Annotated in this window: 24 protein-coding genes; 14 read left to right on the forward strand and 10 right to left on the reverse strand. The window is 71.8% G+C overall.

Annotated elements, in window-relative coordinates; all coding sequences use genetic code 11:
- Positions 1-23: 23 nt before the first annotated feature.
- From GHR20_RS13800 to GHR20_RS13815, 4 genes are all read left to right on the forward strand, one after another.
- Entirely contained in the window at positions 24-998 is a 975-nt protein-coding gene (locus tag GHR20_RS13800) for an LLM class flavin-dependent oxidoreductase (protein ID WP_243878021.1), read from the forward strand.
- The gene (locus GHR20_RS13805; RefSeq protein WP_153813336.1) at positions 982-1,965 is read left to right on the forward strand and encodes an NAD(P)-dependent oxidoreductase; all 984 of its coding nucleotides are present in this window, start codon (positions 982-984) and stop codon (positions 1,963-1,965) included. Before GHR20_RS13800 ends, GHR20_RS13805 begins: the two co-directional genes overlap by 17 nt.
- 125 nt (positions 1,966-2,090) lie before the next feature.
- On the forward strand, positions 2,091-2,378 hold the full coding sequence (locus GHR20_RS13810; RefSeq protein WP_146609825.1) for an acyl carrier protein: 288 nt from the start codon (positions 2,091-2,093) through the stop codon (positions 2,376-2,378).
- 30 nt (positions 2,379-2,408) lie between these two features.
- Positions 2,409-3,764, forward strand: a complete 1,356-nt coding sequence (locus GHR20_RS13815) for an NAD(P)/FAD-dependent oxidoreductase (protein ID WP_275549654.1) — start codon at positions 2,409-2,411, stop codon at positions 3,762-3,764.
- Between the two features lie 330 nt (positions 3,765-4,094).
- Here the strand turns inward: GHR20_RS13815 and GHR20_RS13820 are convergent, their stop codons facing one another.
- Complete coding sequence (locus tag GHR20_RS13820; RefSeq protein WP_194858880.1) at positions 4,095-4,361, reverse strand: hypothetical protein; 267 nt, start codon at positions 4,359-4,361, stop codon at positions 4,095-4,097.
- The gene (gene mca, locus GHR20_RS13825; RefSeq protein WP_111586510.1) at positions 4,354-5,235 is read right to left on the reverse strand and encodes a mycothiol conjugate amidase Mca; all 882 of its coding nucleotides are present in this window, start codon (positions 5,233-5,235) and stop codon (positions 4,354-4,356) included. The genes GHR20_RS13820 and mca overlap by 8 nt, the downstream gene beginning before the upstream one ends.
- Before the next feature lie 103 nt (positions 5,236-5,338).
- Here mca and GHR20_RS13830 point away from each other — a divergent pair, with 103 nt between their 5' ends.
- Entirely contained in the window at positions 5,339-5,737 is a 399-nt protein-coding gene (locus GHR20_RS13830; protein WP_153813338.1) for a DUF4307 domain-containing protein, read from the forward strand.
- 253 nt (positions 5,738-5,990) lie between these two features.
- The gene (gene greA / locus GHR20_RS13835) at positions 5,991-6,491 is read left to right on the forward strand and encodes a transcription elongation factor GreA (RefSeq protein WP_111586508.1); all 501 of its coding nucleotides are present in this window, start codon (positions 5,991-5,993) and stop codon (positions 6,489-6,491) included.
- Between the two features lie 103 nt (positions 6,492-6,594).
- On the opposite strand, the gene ilvA is transcribed toward greA, so the two are convergent.
- Positions 6,595-7,824, reverse strand: a complete 1,230-nt coding sequence (ilvA, locus tag GHR20_RS13840) for a threonine ammonia-lyase (RefSeq protein ID WP_111586507.1) — start codon at positions 7,822-7,824, stop codon at positions 6,595-6,597.
- A gap of 144 nt (positions 7,825-7,968) precedes the next feature.
- Here ilvA and GHR20_RS13845 point away from each other — a divergent pair, with 144 nt between their 5' ends.
- From GHR20_RS13845 to GHR20_RS13855, 3 genes are all read left to right on the forward strand, one after another.
- On the forward strand, positions 7,969-8,472 hold the full coding sequence (locus tag GHR20_RS13845; RefSeq protein ID WP_181516657.1) for a MarR family transcriptional regulator: 504 nt from the start codon (positions 7,969-7,971) through the stop codon (positions 8,470-8,472).
- A gap of 96 nt (positions 8,473-8,568) precedes the next feature.
- Positions 8,569-9,072, forward strand: a complete 504-nt coding sequence (locus tag GHR20_RS13850) for a sigma factor-like helix-turn-helix DNA-binding protein (protein WP_153813339.1) — start codon at positions 8,569-8,571, stop codon at positions 9,070-9,072.
- Positions 9,073-9,121: 49 nt separating this feature from the next.
- Entirely contained in the window at positions 9,122-9,376 is a 255-nt protein-coding gene (locus tag GHR20_RS13855) for a hypothetical protein (protein WP_153813340.1), read from the forward strand.
- Positions 9,377-9,488: 112 nt separating this feature from the next.
- Here the strand turns inward: GHR20_RS13855 and GHR20_RS13860 are convergent, their stop codons facing one another.
- Positions 9,489-10,643, reverse strand: coding sequence for a cystathionine gamma-synthase (locus GHR20_RS13860; RefSeq protein ID WP_111586504.1), 1,155 nt, complete (start codon positions 10,641-10,643; stop codon positions 9,489-9,491).
- 187 nt (positions 10,644-10,830) lie between these two features.
- Between GHR20_RS13860 and GHR20_RS13865 the strand changes: the two genes are divergently transcribed.
- Entirely contained in the window at positions 10,831-11,949 is a 1,119-nt protein-coding gene (locus GHR20_RS13865; protein ID WP_153813341.1) for a hypothetical protein, read from the forward strand.
- Between the two features lie 116 nt (positions 11,950-12,065).
- Positions 12,066-13,343: a GNAT family N-acetyltransferase gene (locus GHR20_RS13870; protein WP_153813342.1), complete on the forward strand. Its 1,278-nt coding sequence runs from the start codon at positions 12,066-12,068 to the stop codon at positions 13,341-13,343.
- A gap of 48 nt (positions 13,344-13,391) precedes the next feature.
- Here GHR20_RS13870 and GHR20_RS13875 read toward each other — a convergent pair whose 3' ends face one another.
- A complete protein-coding gene (locus GHR20_RS13875; RefSeq protein ID WP_111586501.1) occupies positions 13,392-14,432 on the reverse strand; it encodes an NAD(P)-dependent alcohol dehydrogenase in 1,041 nt (346 codons plus the stop codon).
- A 182-nt stretch (positions 14,433-14,614) separates the two neighbouring features.
- Here GHR20_RS13875 and GHR20_RS13880 point away from each other — a divergent pair, with 182 nt between their 5' ends.
- Positions 14,615-15,514: a helix-turn-helix transcriptional regulator gene (locus tag GHR20_RS13880; protein ID WP_153813343.1), complete on the forward strand. Its 900-nt coding sequence runs from the start codon at positions 14,615-14,617 to the stop codon at positions 15,512-15,514.
- Positions 15,515-15,532: 18 nt separating this feature from the next.
- Here GHR20_RS13880 and GHR20_RS13885 read toward each other — a convergent pair whose 3' ends face one another.
- From GHR20_RS13885 to GHR20_RS13900, 4 genes are all read right to left on the reverse strand, one after another.
- The gene (locus tag GHR20_RS13885; protein ID WP_111586499.1) at positions 15,533-16,216 is read right to left on the reverse strand and encodes an ABC transporter ATP-binding protein; all 684 of its coding nucleotides are present in this window, start codon (positions 16,214-16,216) and stop codon (positions 15,533-15,535) included.
- 49 nt (positions 16,217-16,265) lie between these two features.
- Positions 16,266-17,750 carry an ABC transporter permease gene (locus tag GHR20_RS13890; RefSeq protein ID WP_153813344.1) on the reverse strand — a complete coding sequence of 495 codons (1,485 nt, stop codon included), beginning with the start codon at positions 17,748-17,750 and terminating at the stop codon, positions 16,266-16,268.
- Between the two features lie 125 nt (positions 17,751-17,875).
- The gene (locus GHR20_RS13895; RefSeq protein WP_148026665.1) at positions 17,876-19,123 is read right to left on the reverse strand and encodes an Ig-like domain-containing protein; all 1,248 of its coding nucleotides are present in this window, start codon (positions 19,121-19,123) and stop codon (positions 17,876-17,878) included.
- Positions 19,124-19,362: 239 nt separating this feature from the next.
- A complete protein-coding gene (locus GHR20_RS13900) occupies positions 19,363-19,704 on the reverse strand; it encodes a hypothetical protein (protein ID WP_111586496.1) in 342 nt (113 codons plus the stop codon).
- 109 nt (positions 19,705-19,813) lie between these two features.
- On the opposite strand from GHR20_RS13900, the gene GHR20_RS13905 reads away from it, so the two are divergent.
- Positions 19,814-20,149 (forward strand): LAETG motif-containing sortase-dependent surface protein, encoded by a 336-nt coding sequence (locus tag GHR20_RS13905; protein ID WP_181516655.1) that lies wholly within the window; start codon positions 19,814-19,816, stop codon positions 20,147-20,149.
- A 42-nt stretch (positions 20,150-20,191) separates the two neighbouring features.
- Positions 20,192-20,977 (forward strand): hypothetical protein, encoded by a 786-nt coding sequence (locus GHR20_RS13910; protein ID WP_153813345.1) that lies wholly within the window; start codon positions 20,192-20,194, stop codon positions 20,975-20,977.
- A 130-nt stretch (positions 20,978-21,107) separates the two neighbouring features.
- Here the strand turns inward: GHR20_RS13910 and hutH are convergent, their stop codons facing one another.
- Positions 21,108-22,676, reverse strand: coding sequence for a histidine ammonia-lyase (gene hutH, locus GHR20_RS13915; protein ID WP_153815973.1), 1,569 nt, complete (start codon positions 22,674-22,676; stop codon positions 21,108-21,110).
- Positions 22,677-22,685: the final 9 nt, after the last annotated feature.

The following is a 22,685-nucleotide window of genomic DNA, read 5'->3' on the forward strand; positions in this document are numbered from 1 at the left end:
CACCGGAGTGGAAGGAACAGCCCATGGGTCTGCGAACAGGTGTGTCCCTGCCGATCGCCGGGGACGACCTCCCCGAGGTCACGGCGACGGCCCGGCACGCGGAGGCGGCCGGCTTCGACTCCGTGTGGGTCGGTGACCATCTCGCCGACGGGCGGCCGCTGCTGGAGAGCACACTCGCGCTCGCGGCGGCCGCCGCCGTCACCACGCGCGTGCGTGTCGGTCTCGGCGTACTGCAATTGGCGCTGCGCCAACCGGTGTGGGCCGCGAAGCAGATCGCCACCCTGCAACACCTCTCCGGGGGCCGGCTGATCCTCGGGGTGGGCACGGGCGGCAGCGTGCCCGCGGAGTGGCGGGCGGCGGGCGTCCCGCTCGAGGGGCGCGGCCGGCGCACCGACCGCGTCCTGGCCGCGCTGCCCGGACTGCTGGCCGGGGAACCGACCGCGCTCGACGGTCTGCTGGCAGAGGAACCGCACGCACCGGCGCCGCGGCCCGAGCAGGTCACGCTGGCCCCCGCCGTCCCCCGGCCGCCGCTCTGGATCGGCGGCGGCACCGAGCGGGCGCTGCTCCGGGCCGCCGAGTACGGTGATGCCTGGCTGGCCGCTGCCACCCCGCCCCGCGAACTCGCCGCGGCGGGTGCGCGGTTGGGGGAACTGGCCGCACGGTACGGGAGGCCGGCGCCCCGGGTGGCGGCGCTGGTCATCGCCGCCGGGGTGCGGGAGCACGGCACGCGTGCCGCCGAGCGGCTGGCCGGGTTCCTGTCCGGGCGGCTCGGCCTCGATCCCGACCGTGCCGCCCGGGCCGCGGTGGCGGGTGGCCCGAAGGAGATCGCGGAGCGGCTCGACGCCTATCGGGCCGCCGGCGTGCACCATCTGGTGCTGGCCCCCTTCGGGGCGGACTGGCGGGGACAGTTCGACGTCTTCGCCGAGGCCCGGCAGCTGCTGGGCGGCGACCGCGAGGCGGTCCGGACGGGGACGGGGTCCGATGCGACGGTCCGGTGAGCCGGTGCGCGCGGGCGACGGCGCGGCCCGTGCGCTGGTCCTCGGCGGGACCGGGTTCGTCGGCCGGCAGGTGTGCGCCCGGCTCGCGGCGCTCGGCCATGACGTGCTCGCCGTGGGCCGCACCCGGCCGCCGTGGACGGGTCAGGCAGCGCGGTTCACCGCCCTGGATCTCGCGGCGGCCGGCACCGAGGCCCTGGTCGCGCTGCTGCGGGCCCACCGGCCGACGGTCGTGGTGAACGCGGCGGGCGGTGTGTGGAACGTCGACGCGGAGCAGATGACCCGGTCGAACGTCACGCTCGTCGAGCGGCTGATCGCCGCACTCGACGCGTGGGAGGGGCGGCCCCGGCTCATCCACCTGGGCTCCGCCCACGAGTACGGGCCGGTGCCGTACGGCTCGCTCGTCGACGAGGCCACTCTGCCGCGACCGCAGACCAATTACGGACGGACGAAGCTGCGCGGCACGACGTGTGTACTGGAGGCCGCGCGCGCCGGCGTGGTCGACGGCATCGTGCTGCGGGTCTCCAACGTGATCGGTCCGAACGCGCCGGCGACCAGCCTGCCGGGGGTGACCGTGGCCCGGCTGCGGGCCGCCGCCGCACAGGGCCGGACGGCGGTGCTGCGCACGGGACCGGCCCGGGTCTTCCGGGATTTCGTGGACGTGTGTGACGTGGCGGACGGGGTGGCCGCGGCCGCGGGGCGTGGCGGTCTCGGCGTGATCAACCTGGGCGGCGGCACGGCCGTCGACGTCCGCGGTCTGATGGAACAGCTCGCCCGGATCAGCGGTGCGGCCGCCCGGGTCGTGGTGGAGGACCATCCGGACGGGCGGATCGTACGGGCCAGCGGCGACTGGCAGTTGCTGGACATCTCGGCGGCCGCCCAGCGCCTCGGCTGGGCGCCCCGCCGGGGGCTGACGGACTCCCTGCGGTCCCTGTGGGAGTCGACGCAGTCGCAGGTCCGCACCCCCTGACAGGGAGGATCGGTCATGGCGGCGCCGGGTGGATTCCCGGGCCCCGCGCCACCTCGAGCGATTCTCCAGACCTGCCCGCCATGCTCGGCCTTCGTTGGCGCGACGACGACGGAGACGGACCGCACATGACAGTGGACAACGACCGCGAATCCGTGCTGCGCAGGCTCATCGCCTTTGTCGGCACCGAACTGATCCCCGACCGGGGCATCGCCGTGGAGCCGGCCACGCCGCTGGTGGCGTCGGGGCTCCTGAAATCGCTCGAGACGGCACGGCTGCTCGCCTTCCTGCACAGCGAGTTCGGGGTACGGGTGCCCCCCACGGAGATGTCCCGGCGCAACTTCGAGAACCTCGAGCGCGTGACGGACCTGGTCGTCTCGCTCCGCGCCGCCGCCTCTCGGTCGCCCCTCGGCTGACCACGGCCTTCGACCTGATGGGAGTGAGACGTGCCTGAGACCTATGACTACGACGTGGGCGTCATCGGGGGAGGCCCGGCCGGCTCGACCATGGCGTCGTATCTCGCGGCGGCGGGCCTGCGGGTAGCGGTGTTCGAAGGCCAGGTCTTCCCGCGTGAACACGTGGGCGAGTCACTCGTCCCGGCGGTCATGCCGGTGCTGCGGGAGATCGGCGTCCTGGACAAGATCGACGCCGCCGGCTTCCCGCGCAAGTACGGTGCCGCGTGGACGGCGGCCGACCACCGGGCCGGTGTCCCCACCGGTTTCCAGGCGAACTCGCACGGCTGGGGGGTCGCCGAGATCGCGTACCAGGAGCGTGCACAGCGCGGTGTGGACCGGGAGTACACCTTCCACGTGGACCGCGGGAAGTTCGACCAGATCCTGCTCGAGCACGCGGAGGAACAGGGCGCGAAGATCTTCCAGGGCGTCCGGGTCAACCGGGTCGACTTCTCGGATCCGAGTCGTCCCCGGCTGCTGGCGAAGATCGGCGGCCGGCAGGTGGCGGTGCCGGTGCGCATGGTCGTGGACGCGAGCGGGCGCCAGACCCTGGTGGGCAGCCAGCTGAAGGTGAAGGTGCCGGACCCCGTCTTCGACCAGTACGCGGTGCACACCTGGTTCGAGGGCCTCGACCGGGCCTCGGTGGCCCGCAGACCGCAGGACGCCGACTACATCCATGTGCACTTCCTGCCGCAGGAGAACACCTGGGTGTGGCAGATCCCGATCACGGACACCATCACCTCGGTCGGGGTCGTCACGCAGAAGACACGCTTCAAGGCGGCCAAGGACGATCTGGAGTCGTTCTTCTGGGACTCGGTGGCGACCCGGCCGGAGCTCCTCGGGGCGCTGAAGAACGCGACGCGGCTGCGCCCCTTCAAAACCGAGGGCGACTACAGCTACGGCATGTGGAAGATCGCCGGAGACGCCCTGGTGCTGATCGGCGACGCGGCCCGCTTCGTCGACCCGATCTTCTCCAGCGGGGTGAGCGTCGCCATGAACAGCGCCCGCCTGGCCGCGAAGGACATCATCGCCGCGGCCGCGGCGGACGACTTCAGCGCCGGGCGGTTCGACACCTATGTGAGCACCCTGCGCCAGGGCGTGAGCATCTGGTACGACTTCATATCGATGTACTACCGGCTGAACGTCCTCTTCACGGCCTTCATCGACGACCCGCGCTACCGCATCGACATCATCCGGATGCTGCAGGGCGACGTCTACGACGGTGATGTGCCGCCCGCCCTGATCGCCATGAAGGAACTGGTCGCCGCCGTCGAGGCCGACCCCACCCACCTCTGGCACGACAAGCTGGGCGACCTCAAGGCATCGTCCTCGGCACTGGCTCTCTTCTGACCTCACGCCGCGGTGGCGGACGGCCCACGACCGGGCCGTCCGCCATGACGTGTTCTCCTCCGCCCTCCGCTCAAGCGGGGCGCGCCGCCAAGAGTCTTCGGCCCCCGCCGTTAGCGCATGGCTGCGGACCGCCGCGCCCGCGAGGTGACGGGGGCGACGGATTCGGCGGACCGGCTGACTTCCGTGGCCGCTCGCGGCTCCGGGTGCCGGAGCCGCGAGCGGCGAAGTCCCGCGGACCGGGCGCTCGGGGGCCGAGGTCCACGGGGACGGGGACCCGGGTCCGTCGGCCGAGGGCCGGAGCCCGGGGTCAAAGGCCGGGTCGGCCGGGGTTCAGCTGCGCCGGGCCGGGGTGTCGGCCGGCCGGCTGTCCGTGCCGGGGTCGGCGGCCTGGCTGTCCGTGCCGGGTTCGGCGGGCTCCTTGAAGTCGACCTTCCGCATGTGCTTGCTCATCGACTTCATCAGGCCCCACACCGCCACCGCCATCACCGCGAACACGATGAAGCCGAGGACACCGGGGGTGACCTTGTTCTGGTCGAGGTCGGCGAGGGAGACGAGGTCCGTCGCTGCCAGGCTCACGCTTGCGCTCATGTCAGGCATTGTCCCGGATGCCCGCGAAGAGGTCGTCCTCGGGGAGGGAGGTGTCCACGAGCGACTTCGCCAGCTCGTACTCCTCCGTCGGCCAGACCTCCCGCTGGAGCTCCATCGGCACCCGGAACCAGCCGCCGTCCGGATCGATCTGCGTGGCGTGCGCGATCAGCGCCTTGTCGCGGATCTCGAAGAAGTCCGCGCAGGGAACATGCGTGGTCAGGGTGCGCTCGACCCGCTCGATCTCCTTCCAGCGCTTGAGCCACTCCCCGTACGGCGACTCGAGGCCGCGGTCGAGCAGCGCCCGGTGCAGGGCCTCGGTGCGGGGACGGTTGAAGCCCTGGTTGTAGTAGAGCTTCAGCGGCCGGTAGGCGGGGCCGAACTCGTCCTCGGGGTACTTCTCGGTGTCCGTCGCGCCCTCGAACGCCACCATGGAGATCTTGTGGGTCATGATGTGGTCGGGGTGGGGGTAGCCGCCGTTCTCGTCGTAGGTGGTGATCACCTGCGGACGGAAGGAGCGGATCTGGCGCACCAGCTCGCCGGCCGCCTTGTCGACGTCCTCCAGGGCGAAGCAGCCCTCGGGCAGCGGCGGCAGCGGGTCGCCCTCGGGCAGCCCGGAGTCCACGAAGCCCAGCCACTCCTGCTTGACGCCCAGGATCTCGCGGGCCTCGTCCATCTCCTTGCGGCGCACCTCGTGGATGTTCGCCTCGATGTAGGGGTCGCCCTGGAGCTTGGGGTTGAGGATGGAGCCGCGTTCACCGCCGGTGCAGGTCACCACCAGCACGTCCACCCCCTCGGACACGTACTTCGCCATGGTGGCCGCGCCCTTGCTCGACTCGTCGTCGGGGTGCGCGTGAACGGCCATCAGTCGCAGCTGGTCAGTCAAGACTCAATCCTCGGTAGGTCGGCGCCCCCAAGGCTCAGGGCGCAATCGAAGGCTTCTATAGTGACCGAATCGGGGGGCGATTAATTCCGCGGAGAGGACGATCATGAGTACGGCGAGCACGGGGCTGCCCACGGGCCGCTACGGCCGCTCCTCTGACGAGCGTGCCGACCGCAGACTCAGGACCGCCGCCGTGGTGCTCGGCGCCGTCCTGGTGGCCGTGGTCGGCTACTTCGCGTACCACTACATCGCCCAGACGAAGATCAGCGCCCAGGTGATCACTTTCGACTCCACGAACGACACGGTCAAGGCCCACCTGGAGGTCCACAAGGACGCCGGGGCGAACGGCTACTGCACCCTGCGTTCCCAGTCGGCGGACGGTACCGAGGTCGGCCGCGCCGACTTCCACTTCACCGGCTCGGCCACCCGCATCGACAAGGTCGTCACGCTGCGTACGACGGCCCGCGGCACCACGGCCGAGCTGCTGGGCTGCCACAGCGGCTGACACCGCCGGCCCGCCGGGAGCACCGCACGCCGGGCCCCGCCCCGGCCAGTGGTCCACCGCGCGGAACGCGCCGCCCCGCCGCTCCCTCACCCGGAATGCGGACGGTCCGACCTGCGTTGATGTGATTCTGATGGCTTATGTCCTCCCCCTTCCGCGGATGAATTGTTAGGCTCGTGGTTTCGCCCATCCAAGAGGGAACATTCTTCTGGGTAGGGCGATGCTTTGTATCCCCAGTACCGACGAGGAGCACCCTGTGACCCAGACCAGCGAGAACGTCACCTGGCTGACCCAGGAGGCGTACAACAAGCTCAAGGTCGAGCTTGAGTACCTTACTGGTCCTGCGCGCACGGAGATCGCCGCCAAGATCGCGGCCGCGCGCGAGGAGGGAGACCTGCGCGAGAACGGCGGGTACCACGCGGCCAAGGAGGAGCAGGGCAAGCAGGAGCTGCGGGTGCGGCAGCTGACCCAGCTCCTCGAGAGCGCCAAGGTGGGCGAGGCCCCGGCCTCCGCCGACGGCGCCGTCGCGCCCGGCATGGTCGTCACGATCGCCTTCGACGGTGACGAGGACGACACCATGACGTTCCTGCTCGCCTCCCGCGAGTACGCGAGCTCGGATGTGGAGACGTACTCCCCACAGTCGCCGCTGGGGTCCGGTGTCATCGGCCACAAGGTCGGCGAGGACGCGGAGTACGAGCTGCCGAACGGCAAGACCGCCTCGGTCCGCATCCTCAAGGCCGAGCCCTACAACGGCTGAGCCCCCCAGACCTGACCCACCCCGGGACCCCCGGCGTCCGCAGCGGACGCCGGGGGTCTTGTCGTACCTCCTGTACCTCCTGTACCTCCTTGGCCGTACGGCCTCAGGGGAGGACCGTGTAGCCCGCGTCGCGCAGGCACCGGCCGACCTCGGCGCAGTGGGCCGGGCCCTTGGTCTCCAGGTGGAGTTCGACCTCCACCTCGCTGAGGCCGAGCCGGGGGTCGGTGCGGACGTGGCTGACGTCGAGGACGTTGGCGTCCACCCCCGACAGCACCCCGAGGAGGGTGGCGAGGGCGCCCGGACGGTCGGTGAGCCGCAGTCGTACGGCCAGATAGCGCCCTTGCGCGGACATGCCGTGCCGCAGCACCCGCTGGAGCAGCACCGGGTCGACATTGCCGCCGGACAGCACGCAGACGACCGGGCCCTCGAAGGTGTCCGGGGACGCCATCAGGGCGGCGACCGGGCTCGCGCCGGCCGGTTCCACGACCAGCTTGGCCCGCTCCAGGCACAGCAGCAGCGCGGCGGACAGCTGGTCCTCGGTGACCGTGCGCATCTCGTCCACCAGCTCGCGGACGATGCCGAACGGCACCACGCCGGGCCTGCCCACCTTGATGCCGTCGGCCATCGTGGCCGGGTTCGCGACCGCCACCGGGTGCCCGACGGCCAGCGAGGGCGGGTAGGCCGCGGCGCCCTCGGCCTGGACGCCGATGATCCGCACGTCCGGCCGGATCGCCTTCACCGCGACCGCGATCCCGGCCAGCAGTCCCCCGCCGCCGACCCCGACGAGGATCGTGCGCACCTCGGGGCACTGCTCCAGGATCTCCAGGCCGACCGTGCCCTGTCCGGCGATGATGTCCGGGTGGTCGAAGGGGTGGATGAAGACCGCGCCGGTGCGGGCCGCGTAGTCCTCGGCGGCGGCCAGTGTCTCGTCCACCACCTGGCCGGTGAGGCGCACCTCGGCGCCGTACTCCCTGGTCGCGCTGACCTTGGGCAGCGGGGCGCCGTGCGGCATGAACACGGTGGCGTGCACGCCCAGCAGCGAGGAGGCCAGGGCGACGCCCTGCGCGTGGTTGCCGGCGCTCGCGGCCACCACCCCGGCGGCCCGCTCCTCCGGCAGCAGCCCGGCGATGCGCACATAGGCGCCGCGCAGTTTGAACGAGCCGGTGCGCTGGAGGTTCTCGCACTTCAGCTGCACCGGCGCGCCGACCAGCTGGGACAGGTGCCGGCTGCCCTCCATCGCGGTCGTCCGCGCCACGCCCGAGAGCATCTTCTGGGCCCCGCGTACGTCGTCCAGGGTGACCGAACGCAAGGGGTGGGCGGTGCGGTAGTTCATGACTCCAGCATCGCAGCTCGCGGTGGCGGACGACGGTGGTGACCAAGGTCCAAGACGGGTTTGCGCAGCGCCGGTACGGCCCGGCGCCGGGCCGCGTACCCTGTCCCCCAACCTTGCAGCCCTTCATGAAGCGAGCCTCCGGCCATGCCCACAACACCTGAAATGTCGATGGACATGACGACCCTCGGTGATCCCGGTCTTCTCGACGCCCTCCAGCACGAGGTGGCGGTGTTCGCCCGCCGCGCGGAACAGACGCGGCTCGGCGGTGTCGGGCAGGCGCGCAACTCCATGGACCGCGCCGCCTATCTGCTGCTCAACCGCCTCGACAAGGAGGGCCCGATGGGCGTCAAGGCGCTCGCCTCGGGCATGGGCATCGACTCCTCCACGGTCACCCGGCAGGTGGCCCCGCTGGTGGACACCGGCCTGGTCAAGCGCACCTCGCACCCGGAGGACGGCCGCGCGGTGGTGCTCCAGCTGTCCCCGCGCGGGGCCGCCCGGCTGGCGGAGGTGCGCTCCTCGCGGCGCCTGCTGATGGCGGAGCTGACCGAGGACTGGTCGCCGCAGGAGCGCGAGCAGTTCTGCGACCTGCTGACCCGCTTCAACCTCGGCCTGTCGGCCCGCACCCAGGGGAAGCTTCCCGAGTCTTGACCCGGGGCCCCGGCTGGCCTCATATGAGAGCCGGGTCCCGCGTCGTACGCGATTCACCTGTCCCGTACCGGACGGGCCCCCTGACGGGGAGGCGTCTTGCGTGATCGGCAGGTGGCCCGAGGGGCGCGGCGGGCCCAGGAGTTCGAGGCGTTCGTCGCGGGCGCGGCCGGCCGGCTGCTGCTCGCCTCGACGCTGCTCACCGCCGAGGCCCCGGACGCCAACCCCCGCGCGCGGCGCCTGCTGACGCTGGCGCTCGGCCACACCTACGCCCGCTGGCACCGGCTGCGCGGCGAAGACCCGTACGACTGCGCGCGCCAGTACCTCGCGGTCCGCTTCGCCCGCACGATCTGGCCCCGGCACCGGCTCCTTCGCCGCGCGGGGCCCAAGCCGTGCGGGCCGCTCGCCGGGCTGGACCCGCAGGAGCGGCTGGTCCTGGTGCTGCGGCTGTACGAGGGGGTCGCCGAGGAGCAGACGGCCGCGCTGCTCGGGCTGACCGCGGAACGGGTGCACACCGTCTGCGACCGGGCGACGTCCCGGGTACTGCACCCGGCCAAGGCGGCCGGTCCGCGCCCGGCGGACGCGAAGGCGGCGCCGTCATGAGGGCCCGAGGCGCCGGGAGCGGGCGGGCGTACGGCGCGGGGCGGCCGGGGTGAACCGGGCCGAGCGGGAGGCCGCCGTACGGCGGGTGATGGGCGCGCGGCCGGTGCCGGTGCCGGTGCCGCCGGAGCTGTACCCGGACGCGGTGCGGCGCGGCGAGCGGCTGCTGCGGCGCGGGCGGCTGGCGCGCCGGGTGATGTGGGCGCTGCTGTGCGTGGCGGCGGTGGTGTTCGGAGTGTGGGCGGCGTACGCCCACCCCTGGGTGGAGCCGCCCTCGCAGACGACTCCACCGGTGGACGGCTGGTGATCCGGGCCGCGCGCGGCCCGGATCACCCGCGCGGTGTCCAGGGTCTTTCGTTTGGATCAGGCCGGATCAGGCACCAGACCCCGCGAGCCCGGCAAGATCCAAACGCCAGGCCCTAGCCCAGGGCCTGGCGCAGGTCCTCCACCAGGTCGTCGACGTTCTCGATGCCGACGGACAGGCGGACGAGGTCGGCGGGGACCTCCAGGGCCGAGCCGGCGGCGGAGGCGTGGGTCATCCGGCCGGGGTGCTCGATCAGGGACTCGACGCCGCCGAGCGACTCGCCGAGGGTGAACACCTGGGCGCGGTTGCACACCTCGACGGCCGCCTCCTCGCCGCCCTCGACGCGGAAGGAGATCATGCCGCCGAAGGCGCGCATCTGCTTGGCGGCGACCTCGTGCCCGGGGTGCTCGGGCAGGCCCGGGTAGAGCACGCTGGTCACCCGGGGGTGCCGGCTGAGCATGTCGGCGACCTTGGTGGCGTTCTCGCTGTGCCGGTCCATGCGCACCGCGAGGGTCTTGGTACCGCGCAGCACCAGCCAGGAGTCGAAGGGGCCGGCGACGGCGCCCATCGCGTTCTGGTGGTAGGCCAGCTCCTCGCCGAGCGCCGGGTCGGAGACGATCAGGGCGCCGCCGACCACGTCGGAGTGGCCGCCCATGTACTTGGTCAGCGAGTGCACGACGACGTCCGCGCCGAGCGACAGCGGCTGCTGGAGGTAGGGCGTGGCGAAGGTGTTGTCGACGACGAGGCGGGCGCCCGCGTCGTGGGCGACCTCGGCGACGGCGGCGATGTCGGTGATGCCGAGCAGCGGGTTGGAGGGGGTCTCCACCCAGACGGCCTTGGTCCGCGGGGTGATCGCGGCCCGTACGGCGGCCGGGTCGCTGGTGTCGGCGACGGACCACTCCACGCCCCAGCGGGTGGCGACCTTGGAGAAGAGGCGGAAGGTGCCGCCGTAGGCGTCGTTCGGGATCACCACGTGGTCGCCGGGGGTGAGCAGCGTGCGCAGCAGGGTGTCCTCGGCGGCGAGGCCGGAGGCGAACGCGAGGCCGCGGCTGCCGCCCTCCAGCGCGGCGAGGTTCTCCTCGAGGGCGGTACGGGTCGGGTTGGCGCTGCGGCTGTACTCGTAGCCGCCGCGCAGCCCGCCGACGCCGTCCTGCTTGTAGGTCGAGACCTGGTAGATGGGCGGTACGACCGCGCCGGTGAGGGGATCCGCGGTGTTGCCCGCGTGGATCGCGAGAGTCTCGAAGTGCTGACTGATGTGCCTGTCGCTCATGTGCACCGAGCGTAATGCGCCCGGCGGGATTCCGAGGCCCGGCGGGGTGGGCGGGGGGTGGGCCGGGGGTGCGCGGAGGGATATCCCTGTGCCGGCCGGCTCTCGGCTGTCATGCCCAGGACCGGAGTTGTCCACAGGCCGGGGACGGGGTTGGGCATTTGTCGGTGGCGTCTGGAACCCTTGGGGCATGGCGATTCTCTGGCTGCTCATGGCACTGCTCATGCTGAGCTTCGTGCTGCTCCCGCTGGTACGGCGCAGGCGCGGGATGATCGAGCAGGTGCACCCGGACCACCCGGACGCCGCCGACCCCGCGGACTACGGCTTCGTGCGCCAGGAGGAGCTGGACGTCCGGCTGCCCGGCCCGGACCAGGATCTGCTGGACGCGCTGGAGCTGGTGCAGCGCACCCAGGACTACCGGGCGGCGGCCCAGCTGCTGGCCGGCACCGAGACGGCGGGCGAGCTGCGCTGGCAGCGGGTGCAGGCGCTCGGCGGCGCCGCCGCGCTGGAGGTCGAACAGCGTCCCGGCGGGGTGCACGAGACGCCGGGCGGCCAGTGGCTGCGGGTGTGGCGGGCGGAGCGGCCCGAGGACGCGGGCGGTGCGGCCGTGCACGCGGAGTTCCTGGTGCAGCGGGCCTGGCGGGCGTCGGCGGCCGGCACCAAGGACTTCCGGCTGCTGCTGGAGGAGGCCCGGGAGGTGTGCGGGCAGGCGGCCGGGCAGGCGCCCGCCGACCCGGTGCCGCACATCATCGAGCTGGCGATCGGCCGCGGACTGGCCCTGCCCCGCGACGAGTTCGAGCGGCTGTGGCTGAAGGTCCTCGACCGCGCCCCGCACCACATGGGCGCGCATCTGGCCGCGCTCCCCTACTGGTGCGAGAAGTGGCACGGCTCGCGCGAGCAGGCGTACGCCTTCGCCGAGGCGGCCGCCGCCCGTGCCCCGCGCGGATCGCTGCTCGCCGCGCTCCCGCTGTTCGCGGTGTTCGAGCACCTCCCCGAGGTGAACCTGGTGCTGAGCCTCTACCGCGGCGAGGTCGTCACCAAGGCGGTCCGGGGCGCCCAGCACGCGGCGCACGAGGCCGGCGCCGCCGATCCGACGCTGCCGTACGTCCGCCATCTGCTGGTCTTCTTCCTGGTCCGCGCCGAGCGCTGGGCGGAGGCCATGCATGAGCTGATACAGGTCGACGGCCATGTCGGCGCCCTGCCCTGGACCCTGGCGGCCGACCCGGCGGCCGAGTTCGCCGTCTACCGCGCCCTGGCGGTGGGGGGTTTCGAGGCCAACGGGGGCAGCCCGGCGAGCCTGCCCGGCTGATCCGCCCGCACCTTCCGCGGGGGCCCGCGGGAGGGGCCCGGCGACCGGCTGGAGATGTCGTCCCCCGCCCTCGCGGAGACAATGGGAGACCCCCTTGGCGGTGAGGTGGTGTCCCCATGCCCGCATGGCATCTGCGCGACTATCACGACGACGATCTCGATCAGGCGATCCAGATCTGGGACCAGTGCCGGCAGGCCGACGAGGACCCGGTGTTCCCGGTCTCGGAGGTGATGGCCGCGGCGAAGGCCGGGCAGACGGCGGTGGTCGCGGTGGTCGGGGACGAGCTGGTGGGGATGGCGGTGGCCCAGGCCCAGGGCAAGCGGGGCTGGATCCTGCTGATGGCGCTCGCCGCGCGCTGGCGCGAGCGCGGGATCGGCAGCGCGCTCCTCGCCGAGCTGGAGCGGCGGCTGCGGGCGCTGGGGGTACGGCACATCAGCGCGCTGCTGCCGGCGGGCGCGGCCGGTTCGAAGGCGCTGGCGAACAGCGGCTACCGCAGCCGCGCGGACCTCACCTACCACGAGAAGCTGGAACCGCTCGGCGCCGCGAACGCCGATGTCCTCGCCGCGCTCGGCGGGCGCATGCTGCCCGAGGGGCTGTGGGACGCGATGGCCGGGATGGAGCGGGAGAAGCAGGTCGTGGAGCGGCGGGTGGTGCTGCCGCTGACGGAACCGGCGCTGGCCGACCGGTACGGGGTCGTGCCGCCGAAGTCGGTCATCCTGTTCGGGCCGCCCGGCACCGGGAAGACCAGCTTCGCCAAGGCGGTCGCCTCCCGGCTCGGCTGGCCGTTCGTGGAGCTGTTCCCCTCGCGGCTGGCCGCCGACACCAGCGAGGGGCTGGCCACGGCGCTGCGGGACGCCTTCGCGGATCTCGCGGAGCTGGACTCGGTGGTGCTCTTCATCGACGAGGTGGAGGAGATCGCGGCCGCGCGCTCCGGCAAGGCGGTGGACCCCGGGCACGGGGTGACCAACGAGCTGCTGAAGCTGATCCCCGTCTTCCGCGAGCCCGACTCACGGCTGCTGGTGTGCGCCACCAATTCGGTACGGTCCCTCGACGCGGCCTTCCTGCGGCCGGGACGGTTCGACTACGTCATCCCCATCGGACCGCCCGACCCGACCGCCCGCGCGGCGATCTGGGCCCGCTATCTGCGGGGCGTGAACGGCTCGGTGGACGTCGGCCGGCTGGTCGCCGCCAGCGAGCTGTTCACCCCGGCGGACATCGAGTTCGCCGCCCGCAAGGGAGCGCAGGCCGCCTTCGAACGCGAGGTCGCCCAACGCGAGGGGCGCCCGGCGGACACCGAGGACTACATGACCGCCATCTCCGACACCCGCCCGACCCTCACCACCCGGGCGATCGAGGAGTTCGGCGAGGACATCGACACGTACAGCCGGCTGTGAACCGCGCGCGCCCCTTCGAGACGTGCCTCGAAGGGGCGCGGGGGCAGGTCAGATCGTCGAGTTGTCGATCACGAACCGGTACCGCACATCGCTCGCGAGCACCCGCTCGTACGCCTCGTTGATCTCCGACGCGGCGATCAGCTCGATCTCCGCGCCCAGCCCGTGCTCCGCGCAGAAGTCCAGCATCTCCTGGGTCTCCGGGATGCCGCCGATGCCGGAGCTGCTGAGGCTGCGGCGGTTGCCGAAGAGGGACTGGAGGGTGATCTGCACCGGCTCCTCGGGCAGGCCCACGTTGACCATGGCGCCGTCCGTGCGCAGCAGGGACAGGAAGGCGCTGAAGTCGAGCGGGGCCGAGACCGTGTTGAGGATGAGGTCGAAGGTGCCCTTGAGGTCCTCGAAGGTCTTCGGGTCGCTGGTGGCGTGGTAGTGCTCGGCGCCCAGCTTCAGGCCGTCGTCCTTCTTGCGCAGGGACTGGGAGAGGACGGTGACCTCCGCGCCCAGCGCGTGCGCGATCTTGACGCCCATGTGCCCGAGACCGCCGAGGCCGACGACGGCGACCTTCTTGCCGGGGCCGATGTTCCAGTGCTTCAGCGGGGAGTACGTGGTGATGCCGGCGCACAGCAGCGGCGCGGCGACATCGAGGGACAGGCCCTCGGGGATGCGGACGACGTAGTTCTCGTCCACGACGACGTTCTCGGAGTAGCCGCCGTACGTCGGCGTCCCGTCCCGGCCCGTGTCGTTGTACGTCCAGGTGGGGCCCCGGTCGCAGTACTGCTGGAGGCCGGCCTTGCAGTTGTCGCACTCCCGGCAGGAGTCGACCATGCAGCCGACGCCCACGCGGTCGCCGGCGGCGAACTTCGTCACACCGGAGCCGACCTCCGTGACGACGCCCGCTATCTCGTGGCCCGGCACCATCGGGAACGACGCCTTGCCCCAGCCCTCGCGGACCTGGTGGATGTCGGAGTGGCAGATACCGGCGAACTTGATGTCGATCAGGACGTCGAACTCGCCCACCGCCCGTCGCTCGATCTCGGTCCGCTCCAGCGGAGCCTTCGCGGCGGGCGCGGCGTACGCGGCAACAGTGGTCATGGCGGGGTTCTCCCTCACAAGGTCTACGCATGCCCGGCTGCTTTTCCACCGGGCACATCCCAAGAGTGCCTCGTATCCCGCAGCGCACCCAGCACACGCCTTTGCGTACGACTGCTGTGCCTACCACTGGCGGGATCAGGCTGGCATGCCTACGACCAGCGGCGACGACGGATACTTGCGGTATGGACGAGACGCGGGACGCCGCCGTGACCGGGCCGCCGCTGGACCGGCGGGCCGAGCTGAGCGAGTTTCTGCGCAGCCGGCGGGCCCGGCTCAAGCCCGAGGACGTGGGGCTGCCCGACTTCGGCCGGCACCGCCGGGTGCCGGGGCTGCGCCGGGAGGAGCTGGCCCAGCTGGCCGGGGTGTCGGTGGCGTACTACACGCGCCTGGAGCAGGGCAACGGCCGCAACGTCTCGGCGGAGGTCTGGGACTCGATCGCCCGCGCCCTGCGCCTCACGGACGCCGAGCACGCGCATCTGACCCATCTGGCCAAGCCGAAGTCGCACAAGAAGAAGCCGGCGGCCCGCCAGCAGCAGGTGCGCCCGGTGCTGTGCCAGCTGCTGGACACGATGGAGGGCGTGCCCGCGTACATCGTGGGCCGGCGTTCGGAGATCCTCGCCTGGAACCGGATGGCGGCGGCGGTCTTCGGCGACTGGGCGGAGCTGCCGGTGGCCGGGCGCAACTGGGCGCGGCTGGTGTTCCTCAAGCCCGAGTACCGGGATCTGTTCGTCGACTGGGAGCAGAAGGCGATCGACATCGTCTGCGCGCTGCGGATGGACGCGGGCTGCTATCCGGACGATCCCCGGCTGTCCGCCCTGGTGGGTGAACTCTCCGTCAAGAGCGAGGAGTTCCGCAGACTGTGGGCCACGCACGACGTCAAGGAGAAGAGCCATGGCGTCAAGCGGCTGCACCATCCGCTGGTGGGCGATCTCGCCCTGAACTTCGAGTCCTTCCGCATGTCGGACGGCACCGACCAGTGCCTCGTCACCTATCACGCGGAGCCCGGTTCCGGGTCCGCCGAGTCCCTGCGGCTGCTGGCCAGCTGGGGCTCGGACGCGACCCGCGCGGGGACCTCCGCGTAGTCCCCGCGCGGCCGGGCGTCAGGCGCCCGCGTTCTCCTTGACGGTGATCTTCCCCTTGCGGATGGTGGCGACCCGGGGGGCCTTCTTCGCGAGGGCGGAGTCGTGGGTGACCATGACGAAGGTCAGCCCGTGCTCCTTCCACAGCCGTTCGAGTACGTCCATGATCTCGTCCCGGGTGCTCTCGTCGAGGTTGCCGGTCGGCTCGTCGGCGAGCAGCACCTTGGGCTTCTTCACCAGCGCGCGGGCGATGGCGACACGCTGCTGCTGGCCGCCGGACATCTCGCTCGGCAGATGCCCGAGCCGCTCGCCCAGGCCGACGGACTCCAGGGCCTCGGCGGCGAGTTCGCGCCGCTGCTTCGTCTTGATGCCGAGGGGTACGAGGGCGGTCTCCACGTTCTCCTGCGCGGTGAGCGTGGGGATGAGGTTGAAGGACTGGAAGACGAAGCCGATGTTCTCGCTGCGGACCCGGGTCAGCCGGGCCTCGCTCAGCTTGGCCAGGTCGGTGCCGTCCAGGACGACCTCGCCGGAGGTGGGCCGGTCCAGGCCGCCGAGCATCTGGAGCAGGGTGGACTTGCCGCCGCCGGTGGGGCCCTGGATGACCAGCCGGTCGCCGTCGCCGATGGTCAGATCGACGCCGTCCAGGGCGTGGACGCTCTCCTTGCCCCGGGTGTAGCGCTTGGTGACGTTCCTGAGTTCATACATGGTGGCTCCTGGGAGGGTTTTTCGGGGAGGGCACTGGCGCGGGGCGCGGCTACTCCACCCGCCGCAGCGCGTCCGCCGGGCGCAGCCGGGAGGCGCGCCAGCCGCCGAACGCTCCCGCGATCAGGCCGCCCGCCACCGCGAGGCCCACCGCCAGCAGGATGGTCGTCAGGCTCACCGGGGCGGTCAGGGCCACCTCCAGGGACTTCGCGGCCTGCCGGCCGGGACCGCCGGCGCCGCCGAACCCGCCGCCACCGCCCCCGCCGAAGCCGCCGCCACCTGCGTGTCCGCCGCCGAAGCCGCCCCCGCCCGCGCCCAGTTGGGCCTGGAGCGTCGGGCTGATCGCGGTGACGATGTAGGCGCCGGCGAGGCCCAGGGCGATGCCGAGGACGCCGCCGACCAGGCCGTTGACGATGGCCTCGCCGACCACCTGCCGGGTGACCCGGCCCGACTTCCAGCCCAGCGCCTTCAGGGTGCCGAACTCGCGCACCCGGCGGGAGACGGCGGAGGAGGTGAGCAGGCCGGCGACCAGGAACGCGGCCACGAGCACCGCGATCGACAGCCACTTGCCGACGTTGGTGGCGAGCGAGGAGGCGGTGGACAGGGAGCCCGAGACCGTCTTGGCGAGGTCGGCGGAGGTGGTGACCGTCGTACCGGAGACGTTCTTCTGGATGGTGCCCTTGACGGCGTCGATCTTCTGGGAGTCGGTGGCCCGCACGTAGATCGTGGTGACCTTGTCCTTCTCGCCCGCGAGGGTCTGCGCCTGCTCCAGCGGGATGTACAGGTTGGCCGCCGGGTCGCCGCTGTCCGCGGTGGCGATGCCGATCACCGAGTACGGGGTGCCCTTGATGGTGACGGTGGAGCCGACCTTGTAGTTCTTCTCCTTGGCGTACGCCGAGTCCGCCACGGCCACCTTGGCGTCCGTCTCGATGGATGTGAAGCCGCGGCCGCTGGTGATCTTGGAGGAGGTCAGCGGGCCGAGCCCGGTTCTGGTGACGTCGGTGCCGTAGACCGAGTACTGGTTGATGCCGAAGTCGGCGCCGCCGCCCTTGACCTCGCCCTGCGGCTGACCGCCGCCGCGCCGGGAGCCGTAGCCGCCGCCCCCGCCGCTCTGCTGGAACTGGCCGCGGGTGAAGGTGCCGCTGACCTTGACCACGGAGAGGTTCAGGCCGCCGGCGGCCGCCGCGACGCCCTGCTGGCCGGAGACCTCGGAGACGGTCGAGGAGGCAAGGGTGCTGAAGCCCTGCACCCGGACCCGGTCGCTGCTCTGCGCGGTCTTGTCGCCCTCACCGTGCGCGCCGAACTGGAAGCGGGGCTGCTGGGAGCCCGAGGCGGTGGGCGTGGCCGCCTTGGTGACCGTCATGTCCGTACCGAGGCCGTAGAGCGACTGCAGCACCTTGTCCTGGGCCTTGCCCATGCCACTGGCCACGGAGTTGACGACGATGACCAGCGCGATGCCCAGCGCGAGGCCGGAGGCGACGACGAGCGCCGCCTTCCGGCGGCGGCGCAGCTCGCGCCTCAGGTAGGTGAAGAACATGCGCCGCACGTTAGAAACGCACCGTGACGGCACCCTGAGCCCACTGTGAGAGATGGATAAGAAACCCCGGAAAACAGCGGTGCCGCCCCCGAAGGGGCGGCACTCACGGGGCTGTCGGGGCAGGCTCAGACGGCCGAACCGGCCTTCCACTGCGACCAGTCCATGTTCCAGCCGTTGAGGCCGTTGTCCGGGGAGACGGTCTTGTCGCCGGTGTGCTGGATCACCACGACGTCACCGATCAGCGAGTGGTCGTAGAACCAGGCGGCCGGGGTGTTCGGGTCGCCCGCGCCCTTGGCGTCCTGGAGGCCGACGCAGCCGTGGCTGGTGTTGACGTTGCCGAACACCGAGGGGGCGCCCCAGTAGTTGCCGTGGATGAAGGTGCCCGAGGTGGTCAGGCGCATGGCGTGCGGCACGTCCTTGATGTCGTACTCGCCCTTGCCGTCGTCGTCGGTGAAGCCGACGGTCGCGCCGTTCATGCGGGTCTGCTTGAACTTCTCCGAGATCACCATCTGGCCCTCGTACGTGGTGTGCTCGGGGGCGCCGGCGGAGATCGGGATGGTCTTGACGACCTTGCCGTCCTGCGTGACCTTCATCTGGTGGGTCTTCGCGTCGACGTAGGAGACCTGGTTGCGGCCGATGTGGAAGGTGACCGTCTTCTGCTGGACGCCGTAAAGGCCCTTCGCGCCCTGGACGCCGTCGAGGGCGAGCTTCAGGGTGACGGTGGAGCCTTCCTTCCAGTAGTCCTGGGGGCGGCAGTCCATGCGGTTGGCGTTGAACCAGTGGCAGGCGACCTCCTGGCCGCCGCTGGTGCTGACCGTGATGCCCTTCTGCACGGCCGCCTTGTCGGTGATCGCCTTGTCGAAGTTGATCGAGACCGGCATGCCCACGCCGACGGTCGTGCCGTTGTCGGGGGTGAAGCTGCCGATGAAGCTGTTCGACGGCGAGACGGTGGTGAAGGACGCGTTCTCGTGGGCTATGCGGCCCTGCGAGTCCTTGGCCGTCGCGGCGACCTTGTAGGTGGTGGAGCGCTCCAGCTGGACGGTCGGCTTCCAGCTCAGCTTGTCCGCGGACAGCTGGCCGGCGACGGCCTTGCCGTCCTCGGTGGTCATGGTGACGCCGGTGAGCGTGCCCTTGCCGACCGTGACGGTGCCGGAGTTGTTGATCGACGCGTTGTCGGAGCCGTCCTTCGGGGTGACGGCGATCTGCGCCTCGGACGACTTCTGGGCGGCCGCCTCGTCGGCCTGGGCCTGTGATGATGCGCCGCCGCCGTGGGCCGCGGCCTTGTCCCCTCCGGAACAGGCCGAGAGCATCAGCACACCGCCGAGCAGAGCGGACGCGGCCACCAGGCCATTGCGCCGCTTACCGTCCGTCATCACAAGCTTCTCCATCGTTGCCGAGTCGCAGATAACCCCGAGAGTCCCCGTAAGAACCTTCAACGCTACGGCCGGTTCGTCCCGTTCCGGAACCACCGGATCTGTGGGGCACACCACGTCCGCGGCCCGTGCGGTACGCCGCCGGGCGGTCGTGGTGTGTGATCGGTCCGTGCGCCCCCTCGTACGGCGAAACCCCGGACGGCGGGTCGCCGTCCGGGGTTTCAGGTGCCCCTGGACGCTCAGCCGATGCCGTCCTCTTCGTCGTCCTCCCCATCATCGCCGTCGATGTCCCATTCGGGCGAGTCCGGGTCGTAGTCGATCCGCTCACTCGACCAGGACGCCTGCTGGAGCTCCACCCCGGGCACCTCGCTGACCAGGTCGAACGGGTCCACGAGATAGGCGAGGGCCTCCGCGGTGTCTTCCGTCACAGCGCCCTCGGCCTGGTCCCGCTCGGACTCCGGCAGCTCCGGATCGGCCGCGAGCCGGCGCAGCGCGGCCTTGGTCACCTCGTCGTCGTCCAGGACCTCGACCACCAGCTCCACCCGAAGCCGTACATAACGTGATGTCTCTTCATCGCTCATGGCGGGAGCGTACGGCCGAAACCTCCCGTGACTTTCCCGTGACCCGCGACTTTCACTAACATCGGCTCACACGGCCAATTCGCCAGCGTCACAAGGGGATCGATATTTCGTGTCATCCGCTCGCCGTCCGCTGCTGACCGCCACCGCCGCGGGCACTCTGCTGTGCGCCCTGTGGTTCGTCCCGTCCGCGAACGCGTCCCAGGAGGGGCCGGCGCAGGACACCGCGGCCGGCTCCGTCTCGACCTTCTCCGCGCCCGTCACCGAGCAGGCGGACGTGGTGACGGCGGCGGCCACCAGAGCCGGTTCGGGCCCGGTGGACGACGCCCGGCTCGCCGACACCGGCAGCCCGGACACCACGCCGTACGTCGTCGGCGGCGCCCTGTTCCTCACGCTGGGCGCCGGGTTCGTGGTCTATTCGGTGCGCCGCGAACGCCTGGGGTTTTAATCTCCCTTGACTGATCTTTCACAGGGCTTACATAGTTCGCCCATGAAAAGATCATCGGGTGGGCGGCTGTGCGCCACCGTCGCCGTGAGCGCGCTGTCGTTCGCCCTTGTCACGGGGTGTTCTGACGGGGGGTCGAAGGCCGCCGCGGACCAGGGCCCCGCGCGAAAGGCGCTGAGCGCCGCCGAGTTGAAGAAGCTGCTCGTCACTCAGCACGAGCTGCCCGGCTACGCGGTCGGGGAGGTGACCGAGGCCCGCGGCCGGCGGATCACCACCGACAAGGCGGCCTGCGGGCCGCTGACCCGGGTGCTCAGCGGGCTCGCGCCCACCGAGGCCCCGGCGAGCACCGACCGCATGGTCACCGAGAACGCGAAGAAGCGGCCCTCGGCCAAGCCGACGTCGCTGGACGACCTGGACGAGGGCGAGTTCGAGAAGACGATGCGCACGTCCCTCGACCGGGACGTCACCACGGTGGCGCTCGCCTCGTACGACGGGGACGGCGCCGAGCGGGCGCTGACGTCGCTGTCCGCCGCCGTGAAGGCGTGCGCGGGCGGCTTCACCGGCCGGCAGGCGGGCACCGCGGTGCGGTTCACCCGGGTCGCCGCGGAGAAGGCGGTGGGCGGCGGGGACGCGTCGGTGGCGTTCGCCGCGACCATGAGGCAGGAGGACGACGGCGACGGCGCGGGCACGGCCCTCGTGCACGCCGAGGTGGACCGGCACGGCTCCACCGTGTCCGTCTACTTCACGTCGAATCTGGGCGCGATGATGGCCGAGAAGGCGTACCGGGTGACGCCCGCGGTCGTGAAGGCCCAGGAGACCAGGCTGAAGTGACGACGCGGGGGCCCTGGACAGTGCCAGGGCCCCCGCGTCCCCCGATGACCGGAGCGGTCCGGTTGCCGGAGGGGTCCGGTAGACGGAGCAGGCCGGTTACCGGAGCGGGCTGATGACCGGAGCAGGCCGGTTACCGGAGCGGTCCGGTGACCTTCTCCACGGCCTCGACCAGGTGCCCGCCGCGCACGAAGGCGTCGGACGCGGCCAGGTCGGGCGCCAGGAAGCGGTCCGGGCCGGGGCCCTGGACGCCGGCGGCGCGGGCGGCCTCGATCACGGCCCGGGAGGCGGGCGCCGGGCTCAGGCCCTCGCGCAGTTCGAGCGCGCGGGTGGCCGCGTACAGCTCGACGGCGATGATCCGGGTGAGGTTGTCCACGGCGGTGCGCAGCTTGCGCGCGGCCGACCAGCCCATGGAGACGTGGTCCTCCTGCATGGCGGAGGACGGGATGGAGTCCGCGGAGGCCGGTACGGCGAGTCGCTTCATCTCGCTGACCAGGGCGGCCTGCGTGTACTGGGCGATCATCAGACCGGAGTCCACGCCGGCGTCGTCGGCGAGGAACGGCGGCAGTCCGTGGCTGCGGTTCTTGTCGAGAAGCCGGTCGGTGCGGCGCTCGGCGATGGAGCCGAGGTCGGCGGCGGCGATGGCGAGGAAGTCCAGCACGTAGGCCACGGGCGCGCCGTGGAAGTTGCCGTTGGACTCCACCCGGCCTCCCCCAGAGCCGAAAGCCTGGGAGGTGCCCCCCGGCAGCACCACCGGGTTGTCGACGGCGGCGGCCAGCTCGCGCTCGGCGACCAGGCGGGCGTGCGCCATGGTGTCCCGGCCGGCGCCCGCGACCTGCGGGGCGCAGCGCACCGAGTAGGCGTCCTGGACGCGCGGGGCGTCGTCCTGGTGGTGGCCGGTGAGCTGGGAACCCTCCAGCACGGCGAGCATGTTGGCGGCCGCGTCGCCCTGGCCCGGGTGCGGGCGGATGGCGTGCAGCTCGGGCGCGAGCACCCTGTCGGTGCCGAGCAGCGCCTCCATGGTGAGCGCGGCGGTGATGTCGGCGGACTTGTAGAGGGTGTCGAGGTCGGCGAGGGCCATGACCAGCATGCCGAGCATGCCGTCGGTGCCGTTGAGCAGGGCGAGGCCCTCCTTCTCGCGCAGCTCCACGGGCTGGATGCCGTGCTCGGCGAGGAGTTCGCCGGCGGGTCGTACGACGCCGTCGGGGCCCTCGGCGTCACCCTCGCCCATCAGGGTCAGGGCGCAGTGGGACAGCGGGGCGAGGTCGCCGGAGCAGCCGAGGGAGCCGTACTCGTGCACGACCGGGGTGATCTGGGCGTTGAGCACGTCCGCCATGGTCTGCGCGACCTCGGGGCGTACGCCGGTGTGTCCGGAGCAGACGGTCTTCAGGCGCAGGAACATCAGGGCCCGTACGACCTCCCGCTCCACCCGCGGGCCCATGCCGGCGGCGTGCGAGCGGACGATGTTGCGCTGCAACTGGGCGCGGAGTTCCGGGCTGATGTGCCGGGTCGCCAGGGCGCCGAAGCCGGTGGAGACGCCGTAGACCGGGTCCGGCTTGGCCGCCAGCGCGTCCACGATCTCGCGGGCCGCGGCCAGTGCCGCCACGGCCTCCTCCGACAGCTCGATCCGGGCAGCGCCGCGCGCCACGGCGAGAACGTCGGACGCCGAGACACCGGACGTCCCCACCACCACAGTGTGCATATCCATATT

This window comes from Streptomyces sp. SUK 48 (assembly GCF_009650765.1).
In the GTDB taxonomy this organism is placed as follows: Bacteria; Actinomycetota; Actinomycetes; order Streptomycetales; family Streptomycetaceae; genus Streptomyces.